Origin of the sequence: Cellulophaga sp. L1A9 (assembly GCF_009797025.1) — a bacterium.
In the GTDB taxonomy this organism is placed as follows: Bacteria; Bacteroidota; Bacteroidia; order Flavobacteriales; family Flavobacteriaceae; genus Cellulophaga.
Genome location: NZ_CP047027.1, coordinates 3,049,108 through 3,068,307, shown reverse-complemented (window position 1 = coordinate 3,068,307; position 19,200 = coordinate 3,049,108). Strand labels below are relative to the sequence as shown.

The 19,200-nt window shown below is 37.2% G+C and carries 14 protein-coding genes, 2 tRNA genes and 3 rRNA genes; 6 read left to right on the top strand and 13 right to left on the bottom strand.

What is annotated here, in order from left to right; translation table 11 throughout:
• Nucleotides 1–54 precede the first annotated feature (54 nt).
• Nucleotides 55–1,335 carry an ornithine--oxo-acid transaminase gene (gene rocD, locus GQR94_RS13385; protein WP_158975966.1) on the bottom strand — a complete coding sequence of 427 codons (1,281 nt, stop codon included), beginning with the start codon at nucleotides 1,333–1,335 and terminating at the stop codon, nucleotides 55–57.
• 238 nt (nucleotides 1,336–1,573) lie between these two features.
• Here rocD and rlmD point away from each other — a divergent pair, with 238 nt between their 5' ends.
• Genes rlmD through GQR94_RS13370 form a run of 3 tightly spaced genes read left to right on the top strand, consistent with a single transcriptional unit; the run spans nucleotide 1,574 to nucleotide 4,275 of the window.
• Nucleotides 1,574–2,989 (top strand): 23S rRNA (uracil(1939)-C(5))-methyltransferase RlmD, encoded by a 1,416-nt coding sequence (gene rlmD / locus GQR94_RS13380; RefSeq protein WP_158975965.1) that lies wholly within the window; start codon nucleotides 1,574–1,576, stop codon nucleotides 2,987–2,989.
• A 25-nt stretch (nucleotides 2,990–3,014) separates the two neighbouring features.
• On the top strand, nucleotides 3,015–3,512 hold the full coding sequence (locus GQR94_RS13375) for a DUF6452 family protein (protein WP_158975964.1): 498 nt from the start codon (nucleotides 3,015–3,017) through the stop codon (nucleotides 3,510–3,512).
• The gene (locus tag GQR94_RS13370) at nucleotides 3,493–4,275 is read left to right on the top strand and encodes a DUF6048 family protein (RefSeq protein WP_158975963.1); all 783 of its coding nucleotides are present in this window, start codon (nucleotides 3,493–3,495) and stop codon (nucleotides 4,273–4,275) included. Before GQR94_RS13375 ends, GQR94_RS13370 begins: the two co-directional genes overlap by 20 nt.
• Nucleotide 4,276: 1 nt before the next feature.
• Here GQR94_RS13370 and GQR94_RS13365 read toward each other — a convergent pair whose 3' ends face one another.
• Nucleotides 4,277–4,507, bottom strand: a complete 231-nt coding sequence (locus tag GQR94_RS13365) for a hypothetical protein (protein WP_158975962.1) — start codon at nucleotides 4,505–4,507, stop codon at nucleotides 4,277–4,279.
• A gap of 3 nt (nucleotides 4,508–4,510) precedes the next feature.
• Entirely contained in the window at nucleotides 4,511–5,674 is a 1,164-nt protein-coding gene (locus GQR94_RS13360; protein WP_158975961.1) for a class I SAM-dependent RNA methyltransferase, read from the bottom strand.
• 77 nt (nucleotides 5,675–5,751) lie between these two features.
• Here GQR94_RS13360 and GQR94_RS13355 point away from each other — a divergent pair, with 77 nt between their 5' ends.
• Nucleotides 5,752–6,423: a ZIP family metal transporter gene (locus GQR94_RS13355; protein ID WP_158975960.1), complete on the top strand. Its 672-nt coding sequence runs from the start codon at nucleotides 5,752–5,754 to the stop codon at nucleotides 6,421–6,423.
• A complete protein-coding gene (locus tag GQR94_RS13350; RefSeq protein WP_158975959.1) occupies nucleotides 6,424–6,852 on the top strand; it encodes a DUF4268 domain-containing protein in 429 nt (142 codons plus the stop codon).
• 2 nt (nucleotides 6,853–6,854) lie between these two features.
• Here the strand turns inward: GQR94_RS13350 and GQR94_RS13345 are convergent, their stop codons facing one another.
• The 7 genes from GQR94_RS13345 to GQR94_RS13315 form a co-directional block, all read right to left on the bottom strand.
• Nucleotides 6,855–7,487 (bottom strand): hemolysin III family protein, encoded by a 633-nt coding sequence (locus GQR94_RS13345; protein ID WP_158975958.1) that lies wholly within the window; start codon nucleotides 7,485–7,487, stop codon nucleotides 6,855–6,857.
• Between the two features lie 106 nt (nucleotides 7,488–7,593).
• Nucleotides 7,594–7,705 (bottom strand): 5S ribosomal RNA (rrf, locus tag GQR94_RS13340).
• Nucleotides 7,706–7,876: 171 nt separating this feature from the next.
• Nucleotides 7,877–10,711: ribosomal RNA gene (locus GQR94_RS13335) — 23S ribosomal RNA — on the bottom strand.
• Between the two features lie 234 nt (nucleotides 10,712–10,945).
• Nucleotides 10,946–11,022 (bottom strand) — tRNA-Ala (locus tag GQR94_RS13330).
• 156 nt (nucleotides 11,023–11,178) lie between these two features.
• Nucleotides 11,179–11,252 (bottom strand) — tRNA-Ile (locus tag GQR94_RS13325).
• 139 nt (nucleotides 11,253–11,391) lie between these two features.
• Nucleotides 11,392–12,910, bottom strand: a 16S ribosomal RNA gene (locus GQR94_RS13320).
• Together the 16S, 23S and 5S rRNA genes with 2 tRNA genes alongside form the textbook arrangement of a ribosomal RNA operon.
• 416 nt (nucleotides 12,911–13,326) lie before the next feature.
• Nucleotides 13,327–14,076, bottom strand: a complete 750-nt coding sequence (locus GQR94_RS13315; RefSeq protein WP_233268313.1) for an NUDIX hydrolase — start codon at nucleotides 14,074–14,076, stop codon at nucleotides 13,327–13,329.
• A 191-nt stretch (nucleotides 14,077–14,267) separates the two neighbouring features.
• Between GQR94_RS13315 and GQR94_RS13310 the strand changes: the two genes are divergently transcribed.
• On the top strand, nucleotides 14,268–15,758 hold the full coding sequence (locus tag GQR94_RS13310) for a mannitol dehydrogenase family protein (RefSeq protein ID WP_158975957.1): 1,491 nt from the start codon (nucleotides 14,268–14,270) through the stop codon (nucleotides 15,756–15,758).
• Nucleotides 15,759–15,823: 65 nt separating this feature from the next.
• On the opposite strand, the gene GQR94_RS13305 is transcribed toward GQR94_RS13310, so the two are convergent.
• Genes GQR94_RS13305 through GQR94_RS13295 form a run of 3 tightly spaced genes read right to left on the bottom strand, consistent with a single transcriptional unit; the run spans nucleotide 15,824 to nucleotide 19,180 of the window.
• Entirely contained in the window at nucleotides 15,824–16,705 is an 882-nt protein-coding gene (locus GQR94_RS13305) for a carbohydrate kinase (RefSeq protein ID WP_158975956.1), read from the bottom strand.
• A complete protein-coding gene (locus GQR94_RS13300; RefSeq protein WP_158975955.1) occupies nucleotides 16,705–18,201 on the bottom strand; it encodes a mannitol dehydrogenase family protein in 1,497 nt (498 codons plus the stop codon). The genes GQR94_RS13305 and GQR94_RS13300 overlap by 1 nt, the downstream gene beginning before the upstream one ends.
• 10 nt (nucleotides 18,202–18,211) lie before the next feature.
• The gene (locus tag GQR94_RS13295) at nucleotides 18,212–19,180 is read right to left on the bottom strand and encodes an ABC transporter permease (protein WP_158975954.1); all 969 of its coding nucleotides are present in this window, start codon (nucleotides 19,178–19,180) and stop codon (nucleotides 18,212–18,214) included.
• Nucleotides 19,181–19,200 lie beyond the last annotated feature (20 nt).

Genomic DNA, 19,200 nt, shown 5'->3' with positions numbered 1-19,200 from the left:
TAAAAAATCCCTAGGCAGAAGCCTCGGGATTTTTTTTATTAAACAGTGAAAATATTATTTTTCAAACTTCTGAAGTGTATTGGTAATAATAGCAACACAATCTAATAACTGCTCTTTAGTCATAACTAAAGGCGGTGCAAAACGAATGATGTTTCCATGTGTAGGCTTTGCTAAAAGTCCGTTTTCTTTTAAAGCCATACAGATATCCCAAGCCGTAGAACTATCTTCGGTATCATTGATTAATATAGCATTTAACAACCCTTTACCTCGTACTGCGTTTACAATAGAACTTGTAGGTATAAATTTATTCAATTCTGCTCTAAACAATTCACCTAGGTCAAATGCATTTTGAGCTAATTTTTCATTTTTAATCACTTCTAAGGCGGCGATTCCTACAACAGCTGCAATAGGGTTCCCTCCAAAAGTAGAACCGTGGTTGCCCGGCTGTATTACATTCATAATAGCATCATTAGCTAATACTGCAGAAACAGGGTAAGCACCACCTGATAAAGCCTTGCCTAATATTAAAATATCTGCTTTAACCTCTGGAGTACCACTACAATGCTTATCAGAACAACTACAGTTACCACAAGTAGCTAAAAGTCTCCCTGTTCTAGCAATTCCCGTTTGTACTTCATCTGCGATAAACAATACATTGTGTTTTTCACAAAGTGCTTTTGCATCTTTTAAATAATTATCCGAAGGCACATAAACTCCGGCTTCTCCTTGTATTGGTTCTACAAGAAAACCAGCTACATTTTTATTTTGCTCTAAAACCTCTTGTAAAGCTTTTATATTATCGTATTCTATTTTTAAGAATCCGTCTGTATAAGGTCCAAAATTCTTACGAGCAACAGGATCATTAGAAAATGAAATGATCGTAGTAGTTCTCCCATGAAAATTATTCTCGCAAACTACAATCTGTGCTTCATTTTCTGGAATTCCTTTTTTCTCATATGCCCATTTTCTACAAATTTTCAAAGCGGTTTCTACTGCTTCGGCACCTGTGTTCATTGGAAGTAGCTTATCAAAACCAAAGGTTTCTGTTGCGTACTTTTCATACTTACCTAATACATCATTATAAAATGCTCTAGATGTTAATGTAAGTGTTTGTGCTTGCTTGGTCATTGCCCCAACAATTTCTGGATGACAATGCCCCTGGTTTACTGCGGAATAAGCAGATAAAAAATCATAATACTTTTTACCTTCTACATCCCAAACAAAAACACCTTCTCCTCTACTTAATACTACAGGTAATGGGTGATAATTGTGTGCTCCATGCTTTTCTTCTAATGCGATTACATCCTTAGAAGTCATAGTTTCTAAAATAGCCATTCTAATAAAATTTAAATATGAATAAAATAACCATTCCTCCTCTACCTTTATCTTTTCGAAGTTTCGAAAATTCAGCGTGGGAGAGAAATCACCCCTAGAGACCGCAAATTACTGAATAATAAAATAATACTAAAGTTTTTTATTTAATTCGTAATTACATCTAAGAAATATCTCTTTTAAAAGGTTATAAAATTATAAACTTATATGTACTTACATAAAAACATTCTATTTTTGCGGCATGCGTAGAAAAAAAAATAAAACAAGAACTGTTTTTGAAAATGTAACTGTAGTTGATGCAGGTGCAAAAGGCAAAACTATTGGCAAAGCTCCAGACGGTCGTGTTATCTTTTTAAATAACACCGTCCCTGGTGATGTTGTCGATGTTGAAACTACAAAGAAAAGAAAAGCTTATTTTGAAGGTACTGCTATAAATTTCCTTACACTTTCCGATAAGCGAGTAGCACCTGTATGCCAGCATTTTGGTACTTGTGGCGGTTGTAAATGGCAAGATATGGGTTATGAACATCAACTTTTTTACAAACAAAAAGAAGTTGAAAATAACTTAATACGTATTGGACATTTAGAGCTACCTGAAATTACTCCTATTCTAGGTTCTAAAAAACAATATTTCTACCGCAATAAAATGGAATTCTCTTTTTCAGATAGTCGTTGGCTATCTTTAGATGAAATAAAATCTGATGAAGAAATAAAAGACAGAAATGCATTAGGCTTTCACATACCAGGAATGTGGGATAAAATCCTTGATATAGAAAAATGTCACTTACAAGAAGATCCTTCTAATGCCATACGCTTAGAAACTAAGGCATTTGCGTTGAAAAATGACTTGTCCTTTTTTAATCCAAGAAATCAACATGGATTATTAAGAACCATGATGATTCGTACTTCATCAACAGGAGAAATAATGGTATTGGTTCAATTTTTTGAAAATGATAAAATTAAAAGAGAATTGCTTTTAAATCATTTACAACTTAAGTTTCCTGAAATCACAGCGCTATTATATGTGGTAAACGAAAAACAAAACGATACTATTTATGATCAAGAAATAGTATGTTTTGCAGGACGTGATCATATCTTTGAAGAAATGGAAGGCTTAAAATTTAAAATTAATGCAAAATCTTTCTATCAAACAAATTCAGATCAAGCCTACGAACTTTACAAAATAACAAGAGATTTTGCTGGTTTAACGGGTAATGAATTGGTCTATGATTTATATACCGGAACTGGAACTATTGCGCAGTTTGTTGCTAAAAAAGCAAAGAAAGTAGTTGGTATTGAGGCGGTCCCAGAAGCCATCGAAGATGCCAAAGCAAATGCGATTTTCAACAAAATAGAAAACACTTCTTTCTTCGCTGGCGATATGAAGAATATTTTCAATGCACAATTTATTAGCGAAAACGGCACTCCTGACATTATTATTACAGACCCTCCAAGAGATGGAATGCATAAAGATGTTGTAGCACAAATTTTAGCTATTGCACCTCAAAAAGTAGTATATGTAAGTTGCAATAGCGCTACACAAGCACGCGATTTAGAACTCATGAAAGACGAATACAAGATTACAAGAACACAAGCCGTAGATATGTTTCCACAGACACATCACGTTGAAAATGTTGTACTTTTGGAAAAGCGATAATAACCTAGTGATGATCCAATAATTTATGAATAAGTTAAAGTATTTAATTCTCCTAGCAGGCTTGGTCTTTGCTTTCAATTCCTGCGAAAAAGATGATATTTGTGTAGATGGTGATACACCACTTTTAGTGATTAGGTTTTATGATGCAACGATAACTACAGATTTAAAAGCACCAAGCAACCTACTAGTTAAAGGGCTTTTGGATAGTGGTGAATATGGAGATATCATTACAAATGTGGGTACTGATTCAATACAGATTCCATTGCGCATCGCTAGTTTATCTACCACTTATAATCTATCTACAAACGCTACTACCGATACCGAAAATGCAAATGAAGATATCTTGGTTTTTGATTATACGACTAAAGAAGTTTTTGTTTCCAGAGCCTGTGGATATGTAGTTAATTACGAAGAATTAACAGATGAGTTAACTACGGATACAGATAATTGGATTAAAGATATTGAAATAATAAATACTACTGTTGAAGATCAAACCACTGCGCATGTTAAAATATATCATTAGTATTAGTTTTATTCTTATATCCTTAATAGGATGGTCTCAATCTAAGCCTATAGATCTGCAGCCCAAAGACACCATTCAGAAAACCGATAGATATGGTTTACGCGTTGGTATAGATTTAAGTAAAATTATATTGTCTACACTAGATGATGATTACACGGGCATAGAATTAGTGGGGGATTTTAGAATCAAACCTAATTTATATCTTGCGGCTGAATTGGGGAATGAAAAGAAAACCAACCAAGAAGACCTCTACAACTTTACCACTTCTGGAAGTTATTTAAAACTGGGAGTTGATTATAATACTTACGAAAATTGGTTTGGTATGAATAATATAATTCATCTTGGTGGGCGTTATGCCTATAGCACCTTTAGTCAGACCTTAAATAATTATCAAATTTTTAGCTCCAATCGCTATTTTAGTGAAGATGATTTTGTCATGGGTTCAGAAAACATTGGAGAATACTCCTCACTTAATGCCTCTTGGATAGAAGCTGTATTAGGATTAAAAGTGGAATTGTTTTCCAATATCTACCTAGGAGCTAGTGTTCGCTTAGGGTTATTGGTAAGTAATAAAGAACCTGATAATTTTCAAAATCTATGGATTCCAGGCTTTAACAAAGTAACAGACAACAGTCGCTTTGGTAGTAACTTTAATTATTCCATTACGTATTTTATTCCTCTTTATAAAAAGAAAAAGCAAGCTCGTAAAAAATATGTAGATGAAAGTGGAAGACAAGAGCCACCACCTCCACCAAAAAATTAGATTACAATTCTTTTATTCTTTTAGAAAAAAGCCATTTCATTACAATTCTAGTACCCTCATTGTTTTTTAGCACCGCAAATTTTGGTGCTAAAATCATTGTAATTAATGCAGAAACTACAGATTTTACGATTCTATTATCGTAGAAATAGTCCATTACAAAAAATCGGAATACAGCGAATAGAATCGCAAACGACAGAAAATTAAAGAGTAAAGCTTTATTTTTTAAAGACATATTTTAGGATTCTTGATTTTGAAATTTGGTTTTCTTACTTCCCTCATACATCACATACTTCACCAATCTTGATTCTAAGTGACTGTTAAAGACTTTAATTTTACGAGAAGGTCTTAGTCCAACAAACTTTAAAGCTTCTAAATTAGACGTTATTAACCACGCATCTGTACCTGCATAATGCGTCTTCAAGGTATCGCCAATGTTCTTATAAAAATCTTCCATATCTATATCCAAACGCTCCCCATAAGGAGGGTTAAATAAGATATGCAAATGGCTGTCTACAGATTTTTCTGTTTCGAAAAAATTAAATTGCCCAACTTTTATATATTCTGATAAATTAGCATTTTCAATATTGTCTTGTGCTTTTCGTATTGCAGAGGGTGCCTTATCATAACCTGCGATTTTGAAATGGAATTCTCTCGTTTTATTTAAACAGCTTTCCACTATTTTATCAAACAACTCTTGATCATAATCTGGCCATTTCTCAAAAGCAAATTCTTTTCTATTGATGTTGACCGGAATATTGCAAGCAATCATTGCAGCTTCTACCAAAATGGTTCCACTACCACACATTGGATCTAAAAAATCACTTTGACCATCCCAACCACTCAATAGTAAAAGTCCTGCAGCCAGAACTTCGTTAATGGGTGCAATATTGGTTGCTGTTTTATAACCACGTTGGTGTAAAGATCGACCAGAAGTATCTAATGAAACATTACAGTGTTCTTTCTGGATGTGTATATTTATTCGAAGGTCTGGAAATTTAATATCCACATCGGGACGAATACCATCCAAATCTCTAAACTTATCTACAATAGCGTCTTTAACCTTTTGTGATACATAAAGAGAATGCGTAAAATTCTCAGAATTAACGGTAGTATCAATTGCAAAAGTAGTGTGTGGTGTTAAATATTCCGTCCAATCAAAAGCATAAATTTTCTTATATAATTCCTCCTCATTCTTTACAGAAAAAGAGTGAATAGGCTTTATGATTTTTATAGCGGTACGTAAGCACAAATTAGCTTTATACATAAATCCCATATCACCTTCAAAACTAACGCTTCGAACACCTTCTTCAATATTTAAAGCCCCAAGCTTGCGTAGCTCTTTAGCTAGTATTCCTTCAAAACCAAACATTGTTTTGGCAACCATTTTGTAATTCTCCATACCTATCTAAAACATTACGACAAAAATACATTAATTTTACGGCCTCAGGTTACATTTTAAAAAAACCTAATTCTGGCATGACCTATTTATTACCAATTTTAGCTGTATTAGTAAGCTTCCTATTTGTTTATTTCATAAAACCCAAGAAAAAAGAAAGCATAAAACTCCTATTAGCATTTAGTGGTGCCTTCCTTTTGGCGTTGACTATATTTGAGCTTTTGCCTGAAATATATGAAGGAACAGATCAAAAAAAAGTGGGTGTATTTGTCATGTTGGGAATATTGTTACAAATATTTTTAGAATTTTTTTCTAAAGGAGCAGAACATGGACACATGCATATGGACAGTAGCAAGACTGAATTCCCTTGGCTATTATTCATAAGTTTATCTGTTCACTCCCTTTTAGAAGGTGTTCCTATAGCCGATCATCATTCTATGTTATATGCCATATTGGTACATAAGATTCCGATTGCCATAATTTTAAGCATTTTCTTGATTGCTTCAAAAATGAGTAAAATAGCTGCCTTTTTCTTTATTTGCTTATTTTCAATAATGACACCTTTAGGAACATATTTAGCAGCAAATATTGATATATTTTCTACAATTAAACCAGAATTAAACGCTGTAGCCATTGGTGTATTTTTACACATCTCTACTGTAATTTTATTTGAAAGTTCAGAGGGACATAAGTTTAATTTAAGTAAGTTATTAGTCATTATCATCGGAATAATAATCGCATATTTTTTATAAATGTTTAGTAAAAGTGAAGCTAAAAAATTAAGAGAAGATTACTGGATATCATTCGGAAAATCCTATCCCAAAAAATGGATTTTATACCATACCAAAATAAAAGATTTTTCTTTTAAATTTTACTTTGATACATCTCATGCACTGGTATCCTTAGATATAGAAAACAAAGATCTTGAGAAAAGGATAGATTTATGGCAAAAAATGACTTCTTTAAAATCTGTATTATTAGAAGATTATCTACCCGATGCACAATTTGAAGAATATACTTATTTAGAAAATCAAACTGAAATATCTAGAGTCTATGTAAAATTAGACCATGTTTCTATTCACAATAAAAATACTTGGCAAGAAACTATGATTTTCATGAATGAAAATATGAAAAAGTTTGAAGATTTTTTTGAAGATTTTGAAGCTGTTTTGTCTAATTGATGTTACACTACATCTAAATAGATAAAAAACCAATGACTAATACTTCCTCCTAAAACAAAAAAATGCCATATAACATGATTGTATGGAATTTTTCTGATGGCATAAAAAAGAATCCCTACGGTGTAAAACCCTCCACCTAACATTAATAAATTAATTCCTAGAGGCGTTGTAGCATCCACTAAATGCTGAAAATCAAAAACAATTAACCAGCCCATTACTAAATATAAGAGGAGCGATAAGATTTCAAACCTACCGGTGAAAAATAATTTAAGGATGGTTCCAATAAATGCTATACTCCATACTACGATAAATAATAGCCAACCATTTCCATTAATTAAAGTAATAAGTGCTACCGGAGAATACGTACCCGCAATAAGGAAATAGATACTAATATGATCTAAAACTCTAAACTTGCTTTTTAATTTAGGTACAGCTACGGCGTGATATATTGTTGAAGCAGTGTATAGAAGTATAATAGAAAACGAATAAATACCGATTCCTAAAATAGCATATTCACTCTTGTTCGTATTTTTAGCAAGAAGAAAGTAGAGCCCTATAAAACCCAAAACAATTCCTATTCCATGGGAAAGGGTATTGAGTAGTTCTTCTTTTTTGTAATTTGAAATTTTTTCCATGGAGTATAGAACTGTACCTATTCTTTTCAAAAGTAATAATAACAAACATTCAAACCTTCTATAAACAAAAAAAGTCCTCAATATTTCTATTGAGGACTTAATTAAAAAAAGGCGACGACCTACTCTCCCACTTGGTATAGCAGTACCATCGGCGCTGATAGGCTTAACTTCCCTGTTCGGAATGGTAAGGGGTGGACCCTATCGCCATGGTCACCTTAAATCTTTGTACTACACCTATGGTATAGCAACTAATATTGTTAACATATTAAAGGGACAAAATGGGTGGTATAACCACTCACATAAAACACTTGTATATAATTAAAGTAAGCTACGATTTACGGCTTATGTAATGTAAAAAGGAAGTCCGCCCCCTAATCAAAGGGGGCAAGTTGTGCAAGCCTATGGGCTATTAGTACTACTTGGCTACAGACATTACTGCCCTTCTACCTATAGCCTATCAACGTGGTCATCTCCCACGGCCCTTTAAAGAAATCTCATCTTGTGGCTGGTTTCGCGCTTATATGCTTTCAGCGCTTATCCAATCCCGACATAGCTACCCAGCAATGCTCCTGGCGGAACAACTGGTGCACCAGAGGTCAGTCCAACTCGGTCCTCTCGTACTAGAGTCAGATCCACGCAAATTTCTAACGCCCGCAGTAGATAGAGACCGAACTGTCTCACGACGTTCTGAACCCAGCTCGCGTGCCACTTTAATGGGCGAACAGCCCAACCCTTGGGACCTTCTCCAGCCCCAGGATGTGACGAGCCGACATCGAGGTGCCAAACCCCCCCGTCGATATGAGCTCTTGGGGGAGATCAGCCTGTTATCCCCGGCGTACCTTTTATCCTTTGAGCGATGGCCCTTCCATGCGGAACCACCGGATCACTATGCTCTTGTTTCCAACCTGTTCGGCCTGTATGCCTCTCAGTCAAGCACCCTTGTGCCATTGCACTCTACGTACGATTACCAACCGTACTGAGGGTACCTTTAGAAGCCTCCGTTACTCTTTTGGAGGCGACCACCCCAGTCAAACTACCCACCACGCACTGTTCCCTAGTGTTAGGGTTAGGCCCTAGATAAGCAAAGGCTGGTATTTCAACAATGACTCCACAACGCCTGGCGACGCCGCTTCAAAGTCTCCCAGCTATCCTACACATTACTTACCCAGAACCAATACGAAGCTATAGTAAAGGTGCACGGGGTCTTTTCGTCCCACTGCGGGTAACCGGCATCTTCACCGATACTACAATTTCACCGAGCTCATGGCCGAGACAGTGTCCAGATCGTTGCACCATTCGTGCAGGTCGGAACTTACCCGACAAGGAATTTCGCTACCTTAGGACCGTTATAGTTACGGCCGCCGTTTACTGGGGCTTCAATTCAATGCTTCGCCGAAACTAACATCTCCTCTTAACCTTCCAGCACCGGGCAGGTGTCAGGCCCTATACTTCATCTTTCGATTTTGCAGAGCCCTGTGTTTTTGATAAACAGTCGCCTGGACCTCTTCACTGCGGCCCTCCTAAAAGGAGGGCGACCCTTCTCCCGAAGTTACGGGTCTATTTTGCCTAGTTCCTTAGCCATGAATCTCTCGAGCGCCTTAGAATACTCATCCCAACCACCTGTGTCGGTTTACGGTACGGGCTGCTTCACTTGTTTTTCTCGGAGGATGTTACGCTGGATTATCGACGCAGCCGAAGCTTTATCGTACTATCGGGGTGTCACCACTCCCTTCAACGCGCTATTCCGTCAGCGCGCACCAACACCACATCCCCGTCACTTTTAGCGTGAGCAGGTAGCAGAATATTAACTGCTTGTCCATCCACTACCCCTTTCGGGTTCGCGTTAGGTCCCGACTGACCCCCAGCTGATTAGCATAGCTGGGGAAACCTTGGTCTTTCGGCGTGCGGGTTTCTCGCCCGCATTATCGTTACTTATGCCTACATTTTCGTTTCTATGCGTTCCAGCAACCCTTACAGATCACCTTCAACACCCATAGAATGCTCCCCTACCCCTCTGTACCGAGTACAGAAGCCATAGCTTCGGTGGTATACTTATGCCCGATTATTATCCATGCGGAATCGCTCGACCAGTGAGCTGTTACGCACTCTTTAAATGAATGGCTGCTTCCAAGCCAACATCCTGGCTGTCAATGCAATTCCACCGCGTTATATCAACTTAGTATACACTTGGGGACCTTAGCTGATGGTCCGGGTTCTTTCCCTCTCGGACATGGACCTTAGCACCCATGCCCTCACTGCTGTGAAACATTTTATAGCATTCGGAGTTTGTCAGGAATTGGTAGGCGGTGAAGCCCCCGCATCCAATCAGTAGCTCTACCTCTATAAAACTATCACAACGCTGCACCTAAATGCATTTCGGGGAGTACGAGCTATTTCCGAGTTTGATTGGCCTTTCACCCCTACCCACAGGTCATCCCAAGACTTTTCAACGTCAACGGGTTCGGTCCTCCACTTTGGGTTAACAAAGCTTCAACCTGCCCATGGGTAGATCACACGGTTTCGCGTCTACTACTACTAACTATGGCGCCCTATTCAGACTCGCTTTCGCTACGGCTCCGATCCTTAAAATCTTAACCTTGCTAGTAAAAGTAACTCGTAGGCTCATTATGCAAAAGGCACGCCGTCACCCCTAAAGGCTCCGACCGCTTGTAAGCGTATGGTTTCAGGATCTTTTTCACTCCGTTATTCACGGTTCTTTTCACCTTTCCCTCACGGTACTGGTTCACTATCGGTCTCTCAGGAGTATTTAGCCTTACCGGATGGTCCCGGCAAATTCATACAAGGTTTCACGTGCCCCGCACTACTCAGGATACCACTATCAATAACGTCCTTTACTTATACCGGGCTATCACCGTCTTCGGCCTATCTTTCCAAATAGTTCTAATTCATCGCGCATCAAATATCGTGGTCCTACAACCCCAGCATTGCCGAAACAATACTGGTTTGGGCTAATCCGCGTTCGCTCGCCACTACTAACGGAATCACTTTTGTTTTCTCCTCCTCCGGCTACTTAGATGTTTCAGTTCACCGGGTTTGCTTGATCTTACGATCACGACTGGCCTTCAACCAGACAGGTTGCCCCATTCGGATATCCGCGGATCACAAGTTGTGTGCACCTCCCCGCAGCTTTTCGCAGCTTATCACGTCCTTCATCGCCTCTGAGAGCCTAGGCATCCCCCATACGCCCTTTTCTAGCTTGTCACTAGTCCTTTTTATTCTATTATATAAATTACTACTGTATAAATACAGCAGTACCTCTATCGTACTTTACTCTATTTTTAAATTTGTGTTTTCTTGTGATTACAATATCCCTGAAGATAATTGTAATTCACTTTGTCCCAATATGTCAATGAACTTGTGGTGAGTCACCACTGACAATAAAATTATCAATGATTCCTCCTCAATACCTGAAGATATAAATATCTCCAGGCATTGCCTGGTGGAGAATATCGGAGTCGAACCGATGACCTCCTGCGTGCAAGGCAGGCGCTCTAGCCAGCTGAGCTAATCCCCCGTCTTTTAGTGATCAGTTAACAGTTATTAGTTAACAGTACTTATAACGGCTATACTCAACCTCTAAAATTTCCTTTCAAGTGATACTAATTTAAATTAGTATCCTCAATTTTAATGAACGTATCTTGATTAAATAAATAACCAAACTTTAAGCTTGTAGTCTCAGGCAGACTCGAACTGCCGACCTCTACATTATCAGTGTAGCGCTCTAACCAGCTGAGCTATGAGACTCTCACTTAGCGAATCCTTTAACAGACTCTATCAATATTATAATAACATAATTATAAGACAGCAATTTGAACAATTAATAACTTAAAAATACAAGGACTAGAACTCTTTCGTATTTTATCATTGAGATGTTTTTCTCTAGAAAGGAGGTGTTCCAGCCGCACCTTCCGGTACGGCTACCTTGTTACGACTTAGCCCTAGTTACCGATCTTGCCCTAGGCCGCTCCTTACGGTGACGGACTTCAGGCACTCCCGGCTTCCATGGCTTGACGGGCGGTGTGTACAAGGCCCGGGAACGTATTCACCGGATCATGGCTGATATCCGATTACTAGCGATTCCAGCTTCACGGGGTCGAGTTGCAGACCCCGATCCGAACTGTGACCGGTTTTATAGATTCGCTCTCTGTTGCCAGATGGCTGCTCTCTGTACCGGCCATTGTAGCACGTGTGTGGCCCAGGACGTAAGGGCCGTGATGATTTGACGTCATCCCCACCTTCCTCACGGTTTGCACCGGCAGTCTCGTTAGAGTCCCCATCATTACATGCTGGCAACTAACGACAGGGGTTGCGCTCGTTATAGGACTTAACCTGACACCTCACGGCACGAGCTGACGACAACCATGCAGCACCTTGTAAATTGTCCGAAGAAAAGTCTATCTCTAAACCTGTCAATCTACATTTAAGCCCTGGTAAGGTTCCTCGCGTATCATCGAATTAAACCACATGCTCCACCGCTTGTGCGGGCCCCCGTCAATTCCTTTGAGTTTCATTCTTGCGAACGTACTCCCCAGGTGGGATACTTATCACTTTCGCTTGGCCGCTCAGTCCGAAAACCGAACAGCTAGTATCCATCGTTTACGGCGTGGACTACCAGGGTATCTAATCCTGTTCGCTACCCACGCTTTCGTCCATCAGCGTCAGTGTATAGTTAGTGACCTGCCTTCGCAATCGGTATTCTAAGTAATATCTATGCATTTCACCGCTACACTACTTATTCTAGCCACTTCACTATAACTCAAGACCGCCAGTATCAAAGGCAGTGCATACGGTTGAGCCGCAGCATTTCACCTCTGACTTAACAGCCCGCCTACGGACCCTTTAAACCCAATAATTCCGGATAACGCTCGGACCCTCCGTATTACCGCGGCTGCTGGCACGGAGTTAGCCGGTCCTTATTCTTACAGTACCGTCATCAATCTACACGTAGATCTTATTCTTCCTGTATAAAAGTAGTTTACAACCCATAGGGCAGTCTTCCTACACGCGGCATGGCTGGATCAGACTTCCGTCCATTGTCCAATATTCCTCACTGCTGCCTCCCGTAGGAGTCTGGTCCGTGTCTCAGTACCAGTGTGGGGGATCTCCCTCTCAGGACCCCTACCCATCGAAGTCTTGGTGTGCCGTTACCACACCAACTAACTAATGGGACGCATGCTCATCTCTTACCGTAACCTTTAATATATAAGTGATGCCACTCATATACCACATAAGATATTAATCCAAATTTCTCTGGGCTATCCCTTAGTAAGAGGTAGATTGCATACGCGTTGCGCACCCGTGCGCCGGTCGTCAGCGGAGCAAGCTCCCTGTTACCCCTCGACTTGCATGTGTTAGGCCTGCCGCTAGCGTTCATCCTGAGCCAGGATCAAACTCTTCATCGTTGTTTTGTAAATATTATATAACATCCTAAACCAACAACAAAATCATCCGAATCCTAGCCCTTAATATTCTTTAAGCTAATTCTTTAATTCAATTTATTTAATTACCGTTTCCAGTAATTAAACGCTGTCTTACAATATGTCAATGAACTTTTATTTCGTATTCTTAACCGCTTATCTCAGTATCGTTGTTTCCCTAAGCGGCTGCAAATATACACCCTCTTTTGAAACCTACAAGCGTTTTTGAAAAAAAAATTCAATCTTTTTTTTGACGTTTTTATAACACCCTAGAAACAAAGACTTAACACTCAAAAAAAGATTAATTTATTTTTAATAGAACATACTATTCTTTAGTAATGAATAGTTGTAGCTAAAATAATATGCTTTCCTAGAATCACAAGGGCATCCTATATAAGTAACTATACACTTATAATATAATCCTTTTCTTTTACGGTATCATATACATCTTTACTAAAGACATAGAGTTTAGATGGCTTTTTAGAAACCCCTTTCCTTTTTTCGTTTAAAGGAACTATGTAGGGCTTCCCTAAAGACTTCTTTCTAAAATTCCGGTTATCAATCTTTATACCTAATACTGACTCATATGCAAATTGCAAATCATTCAATGTAAATTTCACCGGTAGAAAATTAAAAACAATAGGTTCTGTCATTATTTTCTTCTTTAGATCCTCATAAGCATCAACTAGTATTTTTTTATGATCAAAACCCAATTCTGGCAATGATTGATATTTAAACCACTTAAAACCGTCATGCTTAAGATTCACTACCTCCAAAGGCAATGCATAATAATACCCTATAGCCATAGTTTGAGCTTGCACTCCCCTACTCCGCACCCAGAGCAAATCTTTTTCTGACTTAATTCTACTTGGATTCCCATACGTTTGGAACTGAATTTTATCAGCCTGCGAAACCCCAGTAATTTCCTTAAAAATAAGATCTGCGGATTCTTCTAACGTTTTACTCTTAAAAACATAGTACCCTGTGATTACCCAGTCATTAATTTCTAGAAAATCATCATCATACATATTTAAGGTTCTATTACGCAACAACACATGAAGGCCATTTGCATCTAAAGCAAAAACCACACAATCTACCGTAACATTATCTCTTTTTCTAAAATCCATATTCCACCATACTGTGATTAACAAATATAAGAATTAAAACATCCAACACGATGATAGAACCAACAGAAGCAGCCTTGTTTTAGCTACAAATTGAAACCCCTTGATTTCAGTTTCTTTTTTAGTAAATTTATCAGCTCGTTAAACTTAGCAACATAATAAATTTAATACCTAAAAAGGAATAGCTAATTTCACCTTTTAATATATATGAAGTATCTATGTCAAATTTGCTCTATTTAAATACTGAAAACTCACATTCCTTAGCTAACAGTATCCTGAAACCTAAAATAGATCGTGATAAAATAAAGACAGGTATTGCTCATATTGGATTATCTAATTTTCATCGCGCACACCAAGCCTATTACATCCATGAACTCATTGAAAAACATGATGAATTAAATTTTGGTATTTGCGGTATTGACTTATTAGAATCTGATCGAAAAATATATAATATCCTTAAGGATCAAGATGGCCTTTACACCCTAGTAACAAAAAATGCCGATGGCACTCAAGAGTATAAAATTATAGCATCTATTATAGAATACTTCTACGGCCCAGAAAACCCTTTAGCTGCGATTGAGCGATTAGCAAGGCCAGACATCAAAATAATTTCACTCACCATTGCCGAAGATGGCTACCACTTAAACGAAACAACAGGAGAGTTTAACTTAACTCATCCTGAAGTTGAAGAGGACTCGGTGAGTAAATTTAATCCCAAAACAGTATTTGGTTATTTGACCCAAGTATTTAAGTTAAGAAAAGATAGAGGTTTACCCGGTTGCACCATACTTAGTTGCGACAACATAAAAGCCAACGGAGATACCATAAAAAAATCTTTCTATACTTATGTAGAAAAAACAGAGCCTACCTTATTACCTTGGCTAAAAGAAAATACTAGTTTCCCTAATTCTATGGTAGACAGGATTACTACCGTTACAAGTAATAAGGATATAGAGTTACTTAAAAAAACCCATCATATTTACGATCAGTGGCCTGTTGTGTGCGAACCTTTTAGTAAATGGATTATTGAAGATGATTTCATAGCCGGAAGACCCGATTGGGAAAAAGTAGGGATACAGTTTGTAAAAAAGATTGAACCTTTTGAAAACACAAAGCTTCGCATTTTAAATGCAGGGCACTCTATTTTAGGTATTCTAGGAGCATTAAACGGATATAAATATGTTCACGAAGTAGCTAATGACGAAGATTTTATTCTTTTTCTAGAAAACTACATAGATACTGAAGTTACCCCTAATTTAAAAAACACTGACCAATACAATCTTGAAGCATACAAGGAAGAAGTCATTGACCGATTTAAAAATCCTTATATCCACGATAGACTATCTAGAATCTGCAAAGAAAGTTCATCAAAAATTCCGATTTTTGTTTTCCCTACGCTCACAAAACAGCTAAGCAATCAACAATCAATAGAATACGCAACCTTTGTCATGGCTGCTTGGTGTAAATATTACGATGGAATTGATGATTTTGGAAAATCTTTTGATATTTCAGACAGTTTAAGCAACCAACTTATTAGAACCGCTGCACTTTCACATCAAAACCCTCAACTATTTTTAGAAAAAAATGCCATCTTCAAGGATTTAGTTGTTCACGATTTATTTAGAAAACGATTTAATTATTATCTCTCTAAGTTAAGATCGTTACCTATAAAAGAATGCTTAGTCTTAATGAACAAAAAGATGCTATAAAAAAAACGCACTTTAACCATGCCATGATCAAAGTGCGCAACTCAACAAAAAAAACAACTCCAACTTTAGGAAGTCATCATAACTTCAATTTCCTTTTGACTTATTTCAGGATTTGCTCCTGCTTTACTTGCCACCAAGGCACCAATAGCACAAGCAAAATCAATTGCATCCTGTGGCTTATTTTTTTTCAATAACTTATCGATTAATCCTGCTAAGAAAGAATCTCCCGCACCAACAGTATCTACTACATCTATATGATAGCCACTGTTATGATAAAATACACCTTTTATATAAAGGACAGCTCCATGCTTACCTTTAGTAACACATATGGTATCTGTATTTGTAGCTTCTGCCATAAATTGAATGGTATGCTCCAAACTAATAGACTTTGAACCTAACATTTCACTGATTTCATAAATTTCATCATCATTGAATTTCACGAAATCTGCTTGAAGCATTAAATACTCAAGAACTTCTTTTGTGTAATACGGTTCTCTTAAATTAACATCAAAAATTTTATAAGCAGCAATCTTAAGCAACTCATGAAGTGTTTCTTTTGACTTTTCATTTCTTGCTATTAAACTACCATATATAAAAGCCTCTGAGGATTTAACCGTTTTTATTGCAGTAGAAGACAATTCTATATTATCCCAAGCCCTAGGAAACATGATGTCATAAGACGCAGACCCTTTTGAATTCAACACCACCTTAACGGTTCCTGTTTTTAAGGTATCATCTACCTGCAGGCCATTTCCATTAATTCCGTTTTCTTTGATATACTCATAAATTCCTCTTCCATTAGCATCTGCACCAATTCTACTAATCACAGACACATTGTTTCCTAAAGAATTTAAACGAATCCCAACATTTAATGGCGCTCCTCCAATTTTTTTATGCTCGGGAAATTCATCCCATAGCACTTCACCAAAACAAGTTATATCACTCATTATATTTTATTTAAGATCTCATTATTTAAATCTAAAACACATCTCTCAACACCATTTTTCAAGATATCATGATATGATTTACGGTATGCATCAACAAAAACCTCAGATTTTTTTAAATCCCCAAAAACAGATTCTATTGATAAAAATTCTTTTGGTTCTTTTTTAGCTGCTATAGCTTTCTGATGCAACACATCTGCTAATGCATCTTTGATTACTAATGGATTACCATTCTCATCTAATCCTAGGGAATAAATAGCCCAAGCCGCTATGACAAATGCGGCAAATTTAATCTTCCCATTTCCTTTTAATTGCGCATTAATTGTAGGCAATATAAAAATAGGAAGCTTCGCAGAAGTTTCTGAGCAAATTCTATCAATTTGATCTTTAATATACACATTACCGAAACGCTCAAGTAAAGACTTTTTATAACTTTCTAAGTCTACTCCTTCCAGGTCCCCCAAAGTAGGTGTCACTTCTTTATCCATATATAATTTCAGAAAATCAGCTATATTGGAATCTGACGCTGCTTCATCTATAGTAGCATAACCTCTTAAAGCCCCTAAAATTCCTAAAACAGAGTGTCCTGCATTAAGTAAACTCAATTTCATTTTTTCATATGGAACTACATCTTCTGTAAATTGAGCACCAACTTCTTCCCAAGCTGGTCTTCCATTTGCAAAATGATCTTCAATAACCCACTGTTTGAAAGGCTCACAAACTACTGGCCACGCATCATCAATACCTGATTCCTTCTTTAAATTAAGAATATCTGCCGGACTTGTTGCTGGTGTGATCCTATCTACCATACTATTAGGAAAAGAAACTTCTTTCTGAATCCACTCCAACAAACTAGGCTCAGCTTTTTTTACAAAGCTTAACAGCATATTTTGCAACATATGGCCGTTTCCTTGAACATTATCACAAGATTGTAATGCTACTCCCTTCTGCCCTCTTTCTTTTCGAAGCTTTAGAGCCTGTGTAAGATACCCAAATATTGTTTTTGGTTTTGTGGGATGCTCCAAATCTTGCTGCACTAATGGATTTGAAAAATCAAACTGCTTCGTAGCTTCATTATAATTATAACCCCCTTCTGTTATTGTAAGTGTTATAATCTTAGTGTTTAAGCTTGCCATCTTCTCAATTACAGCACTAGGGTTTTCTGGTGCAAATAAATACTCTACGATAGAACCAATGACTCTTTTCGTTAACGAACCGTCCAATTCTTTTACAATAAGCGTATAAAGTCCGTCTTGATCTTTAAGTGTATTGTATATTTTCTGATCAAATTCTAAAAGTGCTACCCCACAAATACCCCAATTTTCATTGCCACTTTTATGCAATAATTGATCGGTATATAAAGCCTCATGGGCTCTATGAAACCCACCTATTCCTACATGAACAATTCCTGCCTTTACTAAAGACCTATCATATGTAGGAATAGCAACTTTAGCTTCAAACTTGCTCAAATTCTGAGCGTTCAATTTTATACTTTCCATAAATTTTTTATTATTTATTTTCGAAACGTTGCAGCAATACTGCAAATATGATAATACCACCTTTTACTATTTGTTGTGGATAAGACGGCACATTTAAAAGATTAAGAATATTACTAATCAACCCTAAAATTAACACCCCCATTAAAGTGTTAATTGCAGAACCTCTACCCCCATTTAAACTAGCACCACCAATTACGACTGCCGCAATAGCATCAAGCTCCCAAGATATCCCCATATTCGGAGAACCTAAGTTTGTTCTTGAAGCTACAATGATTGCCGCTATTGCCGCTAGTGTTCCAGAAATAGCATACACTAAAAATTTATATTTACTTACTTTAATACCTGATAAACGAGAAGCCTCCTCATTACTACCAATTGCTATGATTAATCTACCAAAAACATTATAACGCAACATTATAAAAGCCGCGGCTACAATAACAAAAAACACAATTGCTATATTAGGAATGCCTATAATTGAATTATTAGCAAAATTTGACATAAACAGCCCTCCATAAGTTTCAAATGTCACAGGAGAACCTTTTGACAACATAAATCCTGCGCCTCTTGCAACGGTCATTAATGCAAGGGTTGCTATAAATGGCGCCATTTTTTGATAAGCAACTAAATAACCCGCCACACTACCTAAACCAAAACCAATTACCAAGGTCAAAAGAATTGCAAGTGGTAATGCAAAAATGTTTACGAAAATCGCAAATGTTACCGCCAACAATGCCACCATTGAACCTACGGATAAATCTATTCCACCTGTTAGAATAACGATAAGCATACCTATACTAATAATCCCAATACCCGATACTTGCTTTAAAAGGTTACTAAGATTTACGGATGTGAAAAATACATCTGAAATAAATGCTGAAAATAGTACCAGCACTAAAAAAATGAATATTGTATTGTACTTTATTAAAAACTTTAATATCCCTCCTGGGCTACTAAGTTGCTGTTTTAGAGTTAAAGCCATTTGTTTGATTTTTTGTTATT

Coding starts and splice junctions, on each gene's coding strand:
- GQR94_RS13355 (WP_158975960.1), top strand. CDS start 5,752: ATGACCTATTTATTACCAATTTTAGCTGTATTAGTAAGCTTCCTATTT.
- GQR94_RS13365 (WP_158975962.1), bottom strand. CDS start 4,507: ATGTCTTTAAAAAATAAAGCTTTACTCTTTAATTTTCTGTCGTTTGCG.
- GQR94_RS13305 (WP_158975956.1), bottom strand. CDS start 16,705: ATGAGTGATATAACTTGTTTTGGTGAAGTGCTATGGGATGAATTTCCC.
- GQR94_RS13375 (WP_158975964.1), top strand. CDS start 3,015: ATGAATAAGTTAAAGTATTTAATTCTCCTAGCAGGCTTGGTCTTTGCT.
- GQR94_RS13300 (WP_158975955.1), bottom strand. CDS start 18,201: ATGGAAAGTATAAAATTGAACGCTCAGAATTTGAGCAAGTTTGAAGCT.
- GQR94_RS13310 (WP_158975957.1), top strand. CDS start 14,268: ATGTCAAATTTGCTCTATTTAAATACTGAAAACTCACATTCCTTAGCT.
- rocD (WP_158975966.1), bottom strand. CDS start 1,335: ATGGCTATTTTAGAAACTATGACTTCTAAGGATGTAATCGCATTAGAA.
- GQR94_RS13350 (WP_158975959.1), top strand. CDS start 6,424: ATGTTTAGTAAAAGTGAAGCTAAAAAATTAAGAGAAGATTACTGGATA.
- rlmD (WP_158975965.1), top strand. CDS start 1,574: ATGCGTAGAAAAAAAAATAAAACAAGAACTGTTTTTGAAAATGTAACT.
- GQR94_RS13360 (WP_158975961.1), bottom strand. CDS start 5,674: ATGGAGAATTACAAAATGGTTGCCAAAACAATGTTTGGTTTTGAAGGA.
- GQR94_RS13295 (WP_158975954.1), bottom strand. CDS start 19,180: ATGGCTTTAACTCTAAAACAGCAACTTAGTAGCCCAGGAGGGATATTA.
- GQR94_RS13370 (WP_158975963.1), top strand. CDS start 3,493: ATGTTAAAATATATCATTAGTATTAGTTTTATTCTTATATCCTTAATA.
- GQR94_RS13345 (WP_158975958.1), bottom strand. CDS start 7,487: ATGGAAAAAATTTCAAATTACAAAAAAGAAGAACTACTCAATACCCTT.